Source organism: Pandoraea pnomenusa, assembly GCF_000767615.3.
Classification (GTDB): domain Bacteria; phylum Pseudomonadota; class Gammaproteobacteria; order Burkholderiales; family Burkholderiaceae; genus Pandoraea; species Pandoraea pnomenusa.
This window is the reverse complement of sequence record NZ_CP009553.3, coordinates 1,582,190-1,594,883: the sequence shown is the minus strand read 5'-3', so window position 1 is coordinate 1,594,883 and position 12,694 is coordinate 1,582,190. Positions and strand designations below refer to the sequence as shown.

The 12,694-nt window shown below is 65.2% G+C and carries 16 protein-coding genes; 12 read left to right on the top strand and 4 right to left on the bottom strand.

The features are described from left to right. Window positions 1–30 precede the first annotated feature (30 nt). A complete protein-coding gene (locus LV28_RS31315; protein WP_023871895.1) occupies window positions 31–936 on the top strand; it encodes a LysR family transcriptional regulator in 906 nt (301 codons plus the stop codon). A 150-nt stretch (window positions 937–1,086) separates the two neighbouring features. Here LV28_RS31315 and LV28_RS31310 read toward each other — a convergent pair whose 3' ends face one another. Further along, entirely contained in the window at window positions 1,087–1,737 is a 651-nt protein-coding gene (locus tag LV28_RS31310) for a TetR/AcrR family transcriptional regulator (protein ID WP_023595010.1), read from the bottom strand. Between the two features lie 108 nt (window positions 1,738–1,845). Here LV28_RS31310 and LV28_RS31305 point away from each other — a divergent pair, with 108 nt between their 5' ends. From LV28_RS31305 to LV28_RS31290, 4 genes are all read left to right on the top strand, one after another. Continuing rightward, the gene (locus LV28_RS31305; RefSeq protein ID WP_023595009.1) at window positions 1,846–2,058 is read left to right on the top strand and encodes a hypothetical protein; all 213 of its coding nucleotides are present in this window, start codon (window positions 1,846–1,848) and stop codon (window positions 2,056–2,058) included. 90 nt (window positions 2,059–2,148) lie between these two features. Continuing rightward, window positions 2,149–2,577 (top strand): VOC family protein, encoded by a 429-nt coding sequence (locus LV28_RS31300; protein WP_023595008.1) that lies wholly within the window; start codon window positions 2,149–2,151, stop codon window positions 2,575–2,577. 241 nt (window positions 2,578–2,818) lie between these two features. After that, entirely contained in the window at window positions 2,819–3,748 is a 930-nt protein-coding gene (locus tag LV28_RS31295; protein WP_023595007.1) for an ABC transporter ATP-binding protein, read from the top strand. A gap of 8 nt (window positions 3,749–3,756) precedes the next feature. Next, window positions 3,757–4,518, top strand: coding sequence for an ABC transporter permease (locus LV28_RS31290; RefSeq protein ID WP_023595006.1), 762 nt, complete (start codon window positions 3,757–3,759; stop codon window positions 4,516–4,518). Window positions 4,519–4,628: 110 nt separating this feature from the next. Here the strand turns inward: LV28_RS31290 and LV28_RS31285 are convergent, their stop codons facing one another. Continuing rightward, window positions 4,629–5,243, bottom strand: coding sequence for a glutathione S-transferase (locus LV28_RS31285; protein WP_023871897.1), 615 nt, complete (start codon window positions 5,241–5,243; stop codon window positions 4,629–4,631). 284 nt (window positions 5,244–5,527) lie between these two features. On the opposite strand from LV28_RS31285, the gene LV28_RS31280 reads away from it, so the two are divergent. After that, window positions 5,528–6,217, top strand: a complete 690-nt coding sequence (locus LV28_RS31280) for a type 1 glutamine amidotransferase domain-containing protein (protein ID WP_023595004.1) — start codon at window positions 5,528–5,530, stop codon at window positions 6,215–6,217. After that, window positions 6,214–6,744, top strand: a complete 531-nt coding sequence (locus LV28_RS31275) for a GNAT family N-acetyltransferase (protein WP_038618279.1) — start codon at window positions 6,214–6,216, stop codon at window positions 6,742–6,744. The genes LV28_RS31280 and LV28_RS31275 overlap by 4 nt, the downstream gene beginning before the upstream one ends. A gap of 101 nt (window positions 6,745–6,845) precedes the next feature. On the opposite strand, the gene LV28_RS31270 is transcribed toward LV28_RS31275, so the two are convergent. Continuing rightward, a complete protein-coding gene (locus tag LV28_RS31270) occupies window positions 6,846–7,406 on the bottom strand; it encodes a DUF1993 domain-containing protein (RefSeq protein WP_255315227.1) in 561 nt (186 codons plus the stop codon). A gap of 142 nt (window positions 7,407–7,548) precedes the next feature. On the opposite strand from LV28_RS31270, the gene LV28_RS31265 reads away from it, so the two are divergent. The 5 genes from LV28_RS31265 (at window position 7,549) to LV28_RS31245 (ending at window position 11,513) form a co-directional block, all read left to right on the top strand. Then, the gene (locus LV28_RS31265) at window positions 7,549–8,337 is read left to right on the top strand and encodes an SGNH/GDSL hydrolase family protein (RefSeq protein ID WP_147291577.1); all 789 of its coding nucleotides are present in this window, start codon (window positions 7,549–7,551) and stop codon (window positions 8,335–8,337) included. 142 nt (window positions 8,338–8,479) lie between these two features. Further along, entirely contained in the window at window positions 8,480–9,238 is a 759-nt protein-coding gene (locus tag LV28_RS31260; protein ID WP_023871899.1) for a hypothetical protein, read from the top strand. A gap of 293 nt (window positions 9,239–9,531) precedes the next feature. After that, on the top strand, window positions 9,532–10,266 hold the full coding sequence (locus LV28_RS31255) for a YoaK family protein (protein WP_023594999.1): 735 nt from the start codon (window positions 9,532–9,534) through the stop codon (window positions 10,264–10,266). A 130-nt stretch (window positions 10,267–10,396) separates the two neighbouring features. After that, entirely contained in the window at window positions 10,397–10,912 is a 516-nt protein-coding gene (locus LV28_RS31250) for a hypothetical protein (RefSeq protein WP_023594998.1), read from the top strand. Between the two features lie 283 nt (window positions 10,913–11,195). Beyond that, window positions 11,196–11,513 (top strand): VOC family protein, encoded by a 318-nt coding sequence (locus tag LV28_RS31245; RefSeq protein ID WP_023594996.1) that lies wholly within the window; start codon window positions 11,196–11,198, stop codon window positions 11,511–11,513. Between the two features lie 91 nt (window positions 11,514–11,604). Here LV28_RS31245 and LV28_RS31240 read toward each other — a convergent pair whose 3' ends face one another. Further along, window positions 11,605–12,537, bottom strand: a complete 933-nt coding sequence (locus tag LV28_RS31240) for a DMT family transporter (protein ID WP_048806412.1) — start codon at window positions 12,535–12,537, stop codon at window positions 11,605–11,607. Window positions 12,538–12,694: the final 157 nt, after the last annotated feature.

Sequence of the window (12,694 nt, the reverse complement as noted above, 5' to 3'; positions counted from 1 at the left end):
ATCAAATTCGGATAACAATCACCGCCTCCCATGCATCAACTCGACGCCATGCGCATCTTCGTGCGCGTCACGGAAACGGGCAGTTTCACCCAGGCTGCGGACAGTCTTGGCCTGCCGCGTGCGAGCGTGTCCAATGCGATCAAGCAGCTCGAGACGAAGCTCGGCACGCGACTGCTGCATCGCACCACGCGTCGCGTGCAACTCACCCAGGACGGTCAGGCGTGTGTCGAGCGATGCAAGGACCTGCTCGCCGACATGGAGGAATGGGAGACGATGTTCGTCGCGCGCGGCCAGGCGCTCACGGGACGCCTGCGCGTGGACCTGCCGGCGACGCTGGCACGCACGACCGTCATCCCGCAGTTGCCGACTTTTCTGGCGCAACATCCCGCACTGCGCATCGAGCTGTCGAGCACCGACCGCCGCGTCGATCTCGTGCGCGAGGGGTTCGACTGCGTGCTGCGTGTCGGCGCCGTGGCCGATTCCACGTTGATCGCCCGGCCGCTCGGGCGCATGCGCCAGGTCAACGTGGCGAGTCCCGCGTATCTCGAGCGCTTCGGCGTGCCCCGCACGCTCGACGATCTCGGCGCGCATCGGCTGATTCACTACACGACCACGCTGGGCACGCGCCCGGCCGGCTGGGAGTATTTCGACGGCGAACGTTATGCGCAGTGGCCGATGGAAGGCGTGCTCACGGTGAACAATGCCGACGCCTATCAGGCCGCGTGCCTCGCCGGCCTGGGACTGATCCAGGCGCCGGAAAGCGGTGTACGCGCACTACTGGCCGATGGCGCCTTGCAGGAGGTATTGCCCGAGTTTCAGGCCGAGCCGCTGGCGGTGACCCTGCTGTACGCGAATCGCAGGCATCTGCCTCGCCGCGCGCAGGCCTTCATGAACTGGCTGGCCGATTTGCTCACGCCACGGCTGACCTCACCCTGATCCCCCCGCCCATCACGCTCCTCGCGACGGCTTCGCCGCGCCCTCCCGACACCCTCCCGACACCCATGCAACACCCTCGTCAATCCTTGACGGGGATTGTCGGCGAGGTCACGGCAATGCCGCGAGCCGCAGTTGGGCCACGACGGATCGTTACAACCCCTTCTCGACCATCGCCACGAGCCGTTGGCCCAGTCCGTCGACCTGATCGTCGGGAAGATCGCGCAGTGGGCCGTCGATGACGAGCACCGCCAGTCCGTGCACCGCCGCCCAGGCCAGATACTCCGCACCGGGACGCTGCCCGGCGTCGATGATCCCGGCGGCCACCATGCCGTCGAGCGCCGCCCCGAGCAGCTCGAACGGATTCAGGCCGCTCGCCCCCGCCTTCTCCGGCCCGCCGGCGGAGCGCACATTCTCCGATGGCGCGAACGCGGTGCGAAACAGGCCCGGTTGCGCCCTCGCGAAATGCAGATAGCCGATGCCGACCGCACGCAGCACCGCCCGCGCATGCGCCACGGTGTCTTGCAACGGCGCGTCGAGCGCCGCGATTTCCCGCTCGATGCCCACGGCCAGCGCCGCGAGCGACGCCGCGCGCACCGCATCGAGCAACGCCTGCCGATTCGCGAAGTGCCGGTACGCCGCATTGGGAACCACCCCGGCACGACGCGTCGCCTCGCGTAGGATCACAGCGTCCGGTCCGCCGTCGCGCGCCAGCGCGATACCGGCATCCAGCAACGCCCGGCGCAGGTCGCCGTGGCGGTAAGTCGTGCGTGCTGGCCCCGTGACCGTCTCTTGTTCTGTCATGACTACCCCTTGTGGACAGTGTCCATTATGTCTGCTATTGTTTGTGTACACTGTCCACAAAGACAAGTTGCATTGCATCGACATCCACGCTTTTCACGCGGAGGCACTATGGTTGAGACGTATTCCCAACACGGCGACAACGCTGCCATTCGTGCATTCCACACCGCATGGCTGGATGCAATGCGCACGGGGAAAGCTGGCACGCGTCCCGGACATGACTCCCCGGCGCTCGCGACGCTCGACGCGGTGCCGCCCGAGGAGCATCACAACGCGAAGTCATTGAAGTCATTGAAGTCGTCGAAGTCGTATTTCCGCCTGTAGCACGCATCGCTGCTGCATTCCCCTGCGCGGGCGTTCACCAGCCGCCGGCTGGTCCGCCCCCGCTTTTCCGGACATCACGAGGAGCGCTCCATGCAAGTCCATTCCTATCTGTTTTTCGAAGGTCGTTGCGAAGAGGCGATTACGTTTTACGAGAAGTCACTGGGCGCGAAGCGCGGCATGATGATGCGCTACGGCGAGAGTCCCGAGCGCTGCCCCGAAGGCATGCTGCCGCCGGGCAGCGATGAGAAGATCATGCACGGCGAGTTCCACATCGGCGACACGATGGTGATGGCCTCGGACGGCATGGTGAGCGGCAAGCCCAAGTTCGACGGCTTCTCGCTGTCGGTCGACTTCACCGAGGCGAGCGCCGCCGAGAAGGCGTTCAACGCCCTGGCCGACGGCGGCGAGGTCAACATGCCGCTCGGCGAGACGTTCTTTGCCACGTCGTTCGGCATGGTCAAGGACAAGTTCGGGATGAACTGGATGGTGATCGTGCCGAAGGAGATGCCCAAGGGCTGAAGGCATGACCGCCTGAAGCCACGAGTCGGGGGCGCGCGGCGACCACGGCGCCCCCGATTCGCGCGCGCTTCGCTCCCGAACGCGAACCCCGGCGGCGCGCACGTGCGTCGCCGCGGCGCTCGCCCACGCCGCGCCCGGCACCCGGGCCCGGGCCCGGGCAGAATGCAACCCTGCGCGCGTGCTCCACGGCTGCCCTACGTCTGCCTCACGTGTTTCTCACGCCTGTGCTATCGTCGCCGCCATGCCATCCGTGATCTCAATCCAGAATCTGTCGAAGACCTACGCGAGCGGATTCCAGGCGCTGAAGAACATCAACCTGGAAATCGAACGCGGCGAGATCTTCGCCCTGCTCGGCCCGAACGGCGCCGGCAAGACGACCCTCATCAGCACCATCTGCGGCATCGTGCGCCCGAGCTCGGGCACCGTGACCGTCGACGGCCACGACATCATCACGGACTATCGTGCCGCGCGTGAAGCCATCGGTCTGGTGCCGCAGGAACTGACGACCGACTCGTTCGAGTCGGTGTGGGCCACCGTCTCGTTTTCGCGCGGCCTGTTCGGCAAGCCCGCGAATCCGGCTTACATCGAGAAGGTGCTGCGCGCGCTCTCGCTCTGGGAAAAGAAGGACAGCCGCATCATGCAGCTCTCGGGCGGCATGAAGCGGCGCGTGCTGATCGCCAAGGCGCTCTCGCACGAACCACGTGTGCTTTTCCTTGACGAACCCACCGCGGGCGTGGACGTCGAGCTGCGGCGCGACATGTGGCGCCTCGTGCAGTCGCTGCGCGAGACCGGCGTGACCGTGATCCTGACCACGCACTACATCGAAGAAGCCGAGGAAATGGCCGACCGGATTGGCATCATTACCGGCGGTCAGATCACGCTCGTGCAGGAGAAGACGGAACTCATGCGCCACATGGGCAGCAAGCAGCTCGCGCTGCAACTGACCGAGCCGCTGTCCGCCGTGCCCGACGCCCTCGCCGCCTACGGGCTCGTGCTCAACGATAACGGCACCGAACTGGTCTTCTCGTACGACGCGAACATCGAACAGACGTCTATCGCCGCCTTGTTGCGCGACATGGAACGCGCCGGGATTTCGGTCAAGGATCTGCACACGACGCAGAGCTCGCTCGAAGACATCTTCGTCTCGCTCGTGCACAAGAAAGAAGGATGAGTCGCGCCATGAATCTCTACGCCGTCAGGGCGATCTACAACTTCGAGATGGCGCGCACGCGTCGCACGCTGATGCAGAGCATCATCTCGCCGGTCATCTCGACTTCGCTGTACTTCGTGGTATTCGGCGCGGCCATCGGCTCGCGCATTCCCGAGATCGAGGGTGTGCCGTACGGTGCGTTCATCGTGCCCGGGCTGATCATGCTCTCGCTGCTCACGCAGAGCGTGACCAACGCGTCGTTCGGCATCTACTTCCCCCGCTTCACCGGCACGATCTACGAGGTGCTCTCCGCGCCGGTGTCGTACATGGAAATCGTGTGCGCCTATGTCGGCGCGGCGGCCACGAAGTCGATCGTTCTGGGCGTCATCATGCTGGGCACCGCGGCACTCTTCGTGCCGCTGCGCATCGAGCATCCGCTGTGGATGATTCTGTTCCTGGTGCTCACCGCGGTGACCTTCAGTCTGCTGGGCTTCATCATCGGCATCTGGGCCGACGGCTTCGAAAAACTGCAACTCGTGCCGCTGCTCATCATCACGCCGCTCACGTTCCTCGGGGGCAGCTTCTACTCGACGAGCATCCTGCCGCCGTTCTGGCGTACCGTCACGCTGTTCAATCCGGTGGTGTATCTCATCAGCGGATTTCGCTGGAGCTTCTACGGGCTGGCCGACGTGAGCGTCGGCGTGAGTCTCGGCATGACGCTCGTTTTCCTCGCCGTTTTCCTCGCCGTCGTCGCCTGGATGTTCAAGACGGGGTACCGACTCAAGAGCTGATCCGCCGCGGCGCAGCGCCCCAATGCGACGCGCAACGCAAAAAGCCGGACGGTTTGCCGTCCGGCTTTTTTTGTCGATCGCGGTGCATGCCCACCCGCGCACGGCACGCGTTACAGCGGCGGCGTCTCCCGGAAGGCCGGCAGCGCCTCGGCCTGCGCGGAGAAATTGGCCAACTCGGGAAACTGATCGCCGAAATCGATCTCCGGCAGCATCAATTGATGGAAACGCCACGCGACCGCCACCGTCACACCGTGCTCGCCGATCTGGTCCGGCGTGGCCACGAGCGGCACCTGTGCCAACTCCAGCTCCAGGGCCTGAAACGCTGCATGCAATTGAGTGCGCACGCGATCGGTCCATGGCGAGTGGCGCTTCTCGCTCGGGCGCAATTCACGCTCATAGACGAGTTGCACCGATTTCTCGCATGCGGCGAGCGCGAGGCCCGTGAGTCGCAGCGCGCGCAACCTGGCCTCGGGCGCCATCGGCACCAGGCGCCGTTCGGCGTCGACCAGCGATTCCAGGTACTGAAGGATGAGCGTCGAATCCATGAGGACCGTGCCGTCATCCGCCACGAGCGTGGGCGCCTTGACAACCGGGTTGATCGCGGAGAATTCGTCGAACGTACGGAACACCGACAACGAGCGATGTTCGTAGGGAAGCCCCAGCAGCTTCAGGCAGATCGCCACACGACGCACGTACGGGGAATCCAGCATTCCAATCAATTGCATGTCTTGCTCCACGGAACTGGCAGTTTCTGCCGGGTCGGAAAAGAGGACGGCGGCGGGCGGGGCCCGCATCCGCACCAGCATAGCCGAGCCGCGCGGCGCCGCAAATCGAATTCGATTGCGATTTCGTGTGAATTCCGCTCACAAGACGACCGTCGGCGCCCTCCGCGCCGAAGCATCGCGTCGGCCAGGAAAAGGGAACCTGTGCGGCAACACGCCGTCGCCTGCGACGCCCGCGCATGACAGGTAAAATGAGCCGCATGGCCGACTCTACAGGGAGATGCTTCATGGACATCCTGATGGTTCTGACCTCGCACGACCGCCTCGGCGACACCGGCAAGGCAACCGGCTTCTGGCTGGAAGAATTCGCCGCGCCCTACTATGTCTTCATCGACGAAGGGCTCAACGTCACACTGGCCTCACCGGCCGGCGGTCAGCCGCCGCTCGACCCGAAGAGCGATGCGCCCGACGCCCAGACCGACGCCACGCGCCGCTTCCGCGAGGACCCCGAAGCGCAAAAGGCGCTGGCCAACACGCTCCGGCTGGCCGACGTCAAAGCCGACGACTACGATGCCGTGTTCTACCCGGGCGGCCACGGCCCGCTCTGGGACCTGGCGCAGGACCCCAACTCCATCCACCTGATCGAAGCCTTCGAGCGCGCCGGCAAACCCATCGGGTTCGTCTGCCACGCACCGGGCGTGCTGCGGCAGGTTCGCGGCGAAAACGGCGAGCCGCTCGTGCGCGGGCGACGCGTGACAGGCTTCACGAACGAAGAGGAAGACGCCGTCGGTTTGACCGACGTGGTGCCGTTTCTCGTGGAAGACGAACTCACGCGCCTGGGCGGGCTGTATGAGAAGGGTGGCAACTGGCAATCGCATGTGGTCGGCGACGGCAGGCTGGTGACCGGCCAGAATCCGGCCTCGTCCGAGGAGGCCGCACGCACGGTGCTGGCCATGATGGAGCCGCGCCTGCCATGACGGCACCACCGTCCGGCGTCGACGTGAGACGGCTCGTGCCGACCGATGCGCCCGCCTTTCAGGCACTGCGACTCGCCGGGTTGCAGGCGCACCCCGAGGCGTTCGGTTCGAGCTATGAGGAGGAGAAAGACTGGCCGCTGGCGCGCGTGCGTGAATGGCTGACGGCACGGCCCGAGAGCGGTGTCTTCGGTGCGTTCGGGCACCACCGTCTGGTCGGCGTGCTTGGCCTCGGGCGGCAGCCGCGCCCGAAGTTCGCGCACGTCGGCTTTCTATGGGGCATGTACGTGCAGGCCGATGCGACGGGGCGCGGCATTGGCCGTGCACTGGTCGACGCCGCACTCGCCCTCGCACGCTCGCAGCCAGGCTTGCGTCACGTCACGCTGCAGGTGAGCGCCGACAACCGCGCGGCCATCGCCCTGTACCAGTCCTTCGGTTTCGTCGAGATCGGCCGGGAACCCGATGCCATGCGCGTGGGCAACCGCTTTCAGGACGAACTGCGCATGTACCTGCCGATCGCCACACGCTGACACGCGGCGCCCGCGACCCGGGTCGAGACGCCTTCGTACCCGCCCCCCCCCCGGCACCCGCCGCCCTCATGGGCGGCGGGGCTTGCCTTCGATCCCCGACATCACGCCGGGATCTTCTCCATCTCGAACGGCCCCAGATAGTCGGTCTTGCCGACCTCCACCCCCTGTGCCCGCAGAATGTCGTGCGTGGTCGTCACATGGAAATAGAAGTTCGGCAACGCGAACTTCAGGAGGTAATCGACCGCGTCCATCGTGGTCTGGTATTCCTTGAACTTCAGCGTGATCTGCCGCGAATCGGCGCCGTCAAAGCGGTCTTCGAGCACGCCCGCAATGAACGCCTCGGTATTCGCGATGCGATCGCGCAACTGGTCGAACGTCGTCTCGTTGTCGTCGAACTTCGGCGACTCCAGCCCCGTCAGACGCGCCACAGCGAACTTTGCCGTATCGCTCACTCGCTGGACCTGCGCGACGAAGTCGAGCATGTCGGGCGCGAGTCTTGCCTGAAGGATCGTCGCCGGATCGAGCCCCCGGGTCTCGCAATGCATGCGCGCCTTCTTGATGTAGTCGGCCATGACGGTCAGGCCGCGCAGGTAGACGGGGATAGTGGCGCGGTAAAGGGAAATCGACGTCGCAGGACTCCTCGGTGGATGGCAACGACGCAACGTGGGAGACCGATGCGTCGAGCAAAGCCACATGCTATCAGTGCCCCGGAATTCTCGCCGTGCACGGGACGATTTCTGGAATCCATGGGCGTTTGATCTCGCGACAATCCTCGGGGCGGACATTGGCGTTTGCCGTCCGCCCATGGATGACCTTCCCCAAGTGCCCGCCGGCGCTGCGACCCAGGATACCCAACCTCACATGACTACCTCTGTGACCCCAAGCCACATTGCGCTCGCCGGACATTTCGAGCGGATAATCGACAGTGACAAGATCGGCCGGTACGCGAGCGCGCCGAGCGAGAAGGAACTCACCAGCCTGTGGGGAAGGATCAAGGACTTCTTCATGGGCACGCACAAGGAAGACGCCAAGCTGGCCATCTTCAGGCTGGCCAATGCGCAGGACACCGAGACACAGTTCAGGGCGTTCGCCGACCTCACGCGCTACGTGTCCCCTGAGCACGGCTCGGTTCTGAAGTGGAACATCGCGAGCGCCCATGGGCTCGATTTCCAGATCGGCGGCGACCGCATCATGATGCAGACCGATGCCGAGGCGTTTCTGCAGCAAAGCCCGGCACTGAGCATCGAAGACAGCTGCCGGGTGCTGATGACGCTCACGCACGACGATCATCGCGTGATCGAGGGCATGAGTCATGCAGGCCTCCATCTCGATCTGCTGGGACCGGATGCGACGCCCGCTCAGCTCCACAAGGCGGCGCGCGGGCACATGTTCGGCATGCCCGCGCTCCTCGATGCGATGCACGTGCTCGGCATGCATCGGGACAGTGAACAAATGAGGATCAACCCCTTTGTCACCGATTTTGTGCGCGAAACGCTCCTGGCGGGCGGGGCGTCGCACAGCGACGCTCATCGATTCTCAGAATACGCCTCGACGCTCGTGCTGCTGACCTCCGCGGTAAGACAGCGCGATTGACGCCGGGATTGATGCCGGGATTGACGCCAGGATCGACGCCGACTTCGGCGTCGACATTGACGCCCGGTTTCGATTCCCCCCGCCCCCCTCGGGGGGCCGCCCCCCTCCCCCCCCCCCACTGCAACAGGAGAGTCTTGAGGATATGGCCGCACCCATCACCCTGGCAGGCAGCACGCCCCGCACCCTCAGCGCGCAAGCCATCGACACCTGCACCAGGGCGCGCAGCGAGGCCGAAGTCCGCAGCCTTTGGGGCCGCATCAAGGACTGGTTCCTCGGCACCCACAAGGAAGACGCCAAGCTGGCAATCTTCCGTCTGGCCAACGCCCCGAACGCGCAAGCGCAGTTCGATGCGTTTCTCGAGCTCATCGGGTACGTTGCGCCCGCGCATCGCGACCAGCTTCATTTCTGTGTCGGGGAAAACGAGGCGCCCGCGTTTCGCGTCGCCGATCATCGGATCGAAGTGAAGGACGATTGGCGCGGTCTCACCGCCTCCGAGACGCTGACGCCCGACGACACCGCCCGCCTGCTGCTTTCGCTGCGGTATCAGGATCTGCCGGTGGCCGCCGAGTTTCACGATTTCGGCGTTGGCCTCCTGCACGACAGGACCGCCGACTCGGTGCTCAACTCGCAATGGCTTTATCTGGTGCGATCGCCGGAACTGGTTCGCGCCCTGGAATGGTTCGGACTGCATCGCAACGACGCCGAGGGCGACTTCGCGTATCAGGTCGACCGCCAGGTGGAGAAGATGTACTTCGAGACGTGCGCAAACGACGAAGCCGCCGCGCGCGCGGGGCGCAACGCCATGAACCTCGCGATCATCGTCACCGAAATGGTTCGCACGCGGGAAACGTTCGACGCGATACGTGCCGTCGAACGACGCGCCGACATCCCCCGCGCATGACGCATGACGCATGACGCATGGCGGTCGCGGCGCAGCCGGAACGCTGCGACGCATCGCCGATGCGCGTTCGCCCTCGTCCGCCATCGTCCGCGCTCGCCCCGGCGAAAGAGGGAAATGCCCCGGTGCGCAATAAGACCTTTTGACGGTGGAGCGGCACGTCGGTACGTTGCACCATGGCAGGCGCGCGCGGCGCCCCACGCCGCGACGCGATGCTATGCTTGATCGGCACCCGCGCGCGTCGCGACGGGTGCGCGATGCCTGCATCCGCAACGGAAGTCGTCAGAGGAGCCGCCATGGGTACCCCCCGCCACATCCCCACGCCGACCGAGGCCGCCACGCTAGCGCGCACCTGGGTCGGCCATTTTTCCAAACCCACCGCCATCGGCATGTCGCTTGCGTTCGTGGCGGGCTACATCGACGTCGTGGGCTTCATCGCGCTGTTCGGCCTTTTTACCGCACACGTGACCGGCAACTTCGTGATGATCGGTGTGCAACTCGTCGCCGCCACCCACGTCGGCGTGTTCGCCAAACTGCTGGCGCTGCCCGTGTTCGTGATCTTCGTCGCCCTCGTGAAACTGATCGTGCAGGCGTATTCGCGCACCGACCGCCGGCCGCTGCGCCTGCTGCTCTGCATGCAGACGGCGCTGCTGCTCGGTTTCATGATCGTCGGCATGGCGGCACAGCCCATCGTCTCCGCCGACGCACCGCTCGCGATCCTCTCGGGCATGTTCGGCGTGGCCGCGCTCGCCATCCAGAACGCCCTCGGGCGACTCGTGCTCGCCGACCTCGCCCCGACCACGATCATGACCGGCAACACCACGCAGATCGTGATCGACATCGTAGAGCTCGCGAGCGGCAACTGCGGCGACGACAAGGCTGCGCGCGCCCGACTGCGCAAGATGCTGCCGGCCTTGGCCGCGTTCGCGGTGGGGGCCGTGTTCGGTGGCTTCGCCTATCACGGCGCCGGTTTCTGGTGCGTGCTCCTGCCAGTGGCGCTACTCGTCGCGCTGGCGTGCGCCAACGAGTAGCGGTGCGGCGTCCGCGCCTCGGCCGGACGCGGTAAAATTGCATCCTTTACCGCATGCGCACTGTCGTCCGCCCCGCGCGGACTTCATCGCGACGTATCCCTCTCATCCCCCAGCCACGATTTCACCGACAGTGACCGCCAACGCACACGACCGCTCCTCCCTCTCCGATGACGCCTCCGACAACCAGGACACGCTCCACGAAGACCGTCTTTGGCGGGACGACGGCTGGACGGCAAAGGTCGTGAAGAACGAGGACGACGATGGCTGGGCCGTCGCCATGTACCGGGACGGGCAGTCGGAGCCCGCACTCGTGGGCCCCTGGACGATGGGGCGAGACAAGAAGAACCCGAAGCCGCTCGACGCCGGCGCGTTCCACACGTTGGTCAAGACGGCGGCGGAAGTGCTGCGTCGTCACGAGCAGCAACTGCACGCGCAGTTGCACAAGCGCGTGAGCGTTGACGGCCCCGATGGCGATATCGACGTCACGCTCGACATCGTGCCCGACGAATACGATCCGTATGCCATGCTCAGCGCCGTCGACCGGTTCGGCGAGACCCTCGCCTCGGTGAAGGTGCCGCCGACATTCAAGCTCTCGCGCAACAGCGCGCGGGCGTGGGTCGACAACGAATTCCGGCGCCCCCAGTAAGCGCACGCTCACCGCGCACGCCGATCCTCCTTGGCCCGGATCAGCACCCGACGACGGCGTCCGGGTCGGACGGCGACTGCGTCACGAGATACACCGCCACGGGGAACGACGGCCCGCCCGGGCGATATCCGGCCATCCCGTCACTCCGGATACCGGGATAAGCCACCGTCTGGCTGCGTTTCGCAACCGTCCCTATGATGGGCTACATCGATGCACGGCGCGCCCGCTAGCGGGCACTCACACCGCGCCGATGCTTCCCTCTGCCCATCGTCAAAGGACCCCCATGAAACGCTTTCACATCGCTCTCGCCGTGCGCGATCTCGACGAGTCCATCAAGGATTACTCCGTACGTCTCGGCATGTCTCCCGCCGCCGTGGTGCCCGGCGCCTACGCCATGTGGCGCACCGATCTGCTGAACTTCTCGATCAATCAATCGCCCGCCCGCGCCGGAGAATTGCGACACGTGGGCTTCGAGGACGACGACGCGCCTGAGTATTCGAGCAGCACCGACTGCAATGGCCTGCTCTGGGAAGCCTTCTCGGCCGAAGAACAGGACCGTCGCATAGTGAGCACTTACGGGGTCGCAGTGCGAAACCCGTAAGTCCGGTCGGCGCCCTGTCCTGACACGCCCCGCCCTGCGTTGCGCCACGCCCCGAGAGATACCACGTGATGCAAGGGCGCGGCGTACGGACTCACGCAGGGACTTCGTCCGAATCGTCGGCCACCTCGTCAGCCACCGTGCGCAAGCCTGGCAAGGGGCGCTGCCAGCGCTGCGCGATGAAGACGCCGATCAGGGCGACGCCACCACCGATCACGTGGAACGTGTGCAAGTGCTCACCCAGCAACACGACCGCGATACCCGCTGTCATGATAGGCAACACGTTGATGAACATGCTGCAACGGTTCGGTCCAAGATGGCGGATGCCCCGAATCCACAGAATCGGCAACAGGATCGAGGCGCCCAAACCCGCGTACAGGACCAGCGGCACCGTCGCGGCGTTGAGCTGCGCCTGTCCGGCAGGCACGAACGCGAGCATCGGGATCATCGTCACGAGCGCCGCCCAGGCCTGCACATACGTCGACTGTGCGGGCGGCACATCGACGTGCCAGCGTCGCAGCAGCACGCTGTAGAGCCCATACGAGGCCGACGCGATCAACATCAGCATGTCGCCGAGGTGCACACCGCCGTCGAGCAGGCGCGACGGCTGTCCCTGCGCGATGAGGTAGATCAGCCCCACCAGTGAGAGCAGCCCGCCGACGAGCATGCCGAGAGTGGGCGGCTCGCGCAGCAGCACGACACTCCAGAGCAGCGTGAGCAACGGTGCGAGCGCCGTCACGATGGCCATGTTGGTCGCCGTGGTGCTGTGCGCCGCGAGATACGACAGGCTCTGGTAGAACGACATGCTCAGGAACCCGAGAAATGCGAGCCTGCCCAGATGCGGGCGCAAGTTTGTCCAGTTGCGCAGGAGCGCCTGGATGACGAATGGCGTCATGACCGCCAATGCGAGCACCAATCGATAAAAGGTGATGGCCGACGGCGCAATGGTCGTGGCCGAGAGTTTGGAGACGATGACATTGCCGGCCCACAACAACATGGCGCCGAGCGGATACAGGTAGTACCCCATGACGATTTTCCGCGAACGTGAAGGTGAGAGGGAAGCCTCATCGTCAACCATGTCGCACTGGGCGTCTCACGCTAAAATCTCCAAACCTGCCTGAAAAAGGACATCCGTGTGAGCGCTCATCCGTCATCGCGGGATATGCGGCATATGCGGCATATGC

Coding starts and splice junctions, on each gene's coding strand:
- LV28_RS31315 (WP_023871895.1), top strand. CDS start 31: ATGCATCAACTCGACGCCATGCGCATCTTCGTGCGCGTCACGGAAACG.
- LV28_RS31310 (WP_023595010.1), bottom strand. CDS start 1,737: ATGACAGAACAAGAGACGGTCACGGGGCCAGCACGCACGACTTACCGC.
- LV28_RS31305 (WP_023595009.1), top strand. CDS start 1,846: ATGGTTGAGACGTATTCCCAACACGGCGACAACGCTGCCATTCGTGCA.
- LV28_RS31300 (WP_023595008.1), top strand. CDS start 2,149: ATGCAAGTCCATTCCTATCTGTTTTTCGAAGGTCGTTGCGAAGAGGCG.
- LV28_RS31295 (WP_023595007.1), top strand. CDS start 2,819: ATGCCATCCGTGATCTCAATCCAGAATCTGTCGAAGACCTACGCGAGC.
- LV28_RS31290 (WP_023595006.1), top strand. CDS start 3,757: ATGAATCTCTACGCCGTCAGGGCGATCTACAACTTCGAGATGGCGCGC.
- LV28_RS31285 (WP_023871897.1), bottom strand. CDS start 5,243: ATGCAATTGATTGGAATGCTGGATTCCCCGTACGTGCGTCGTGTGGCG.
- LV28_RS31280 (WP_023595004.1), top strand. CDS start 5,528: ATGGACATCCTGATGGTTCTGACCTCGCACGACCGCCTCGGCGACACC.
- LV28_RS31275 (WP_038618279.1), top strand. CDS start 6,214: ATGACGGCACCACCGTCCGGCGTCGACGTGAGACGGCTCGTGCCGACC.
- LV28_RS31265 (WP_147291577.1), top strand. CDS start 7,549: ATGGATGACCTTCCCCAAGTGCCCGCCGGCGCTGCGACCCAGGATACC.
- LV28_RS31260 (WP_023871899.1), top strand. CDS start 8,480: ATGGCCGCACCCATCACCCTGGCAGGCAGCACGCCCCGCACCCTCAGC.
- LV28_RS31255 (WP_023594999.1), top strand. CDS start 9,532: ATGGGTACCCCCCGCCACATCCCCACGCCGACCGAGGCCGCCACGCTA.
- LV28_RS31245 (WP_023594996.1), top strand. CDS start 11,196: ATGAAACGCTTTCACATCGCTCTCGCCGTGCGCGATCTCGACGAGTCC.
- LV28_RS31240 (WP_048806412.1), bottom strand. CDS start 12,537: ATGGGGTACTACCTGTATCCGCTCGGCGCCATGTTGTTGTGGGCCGGC.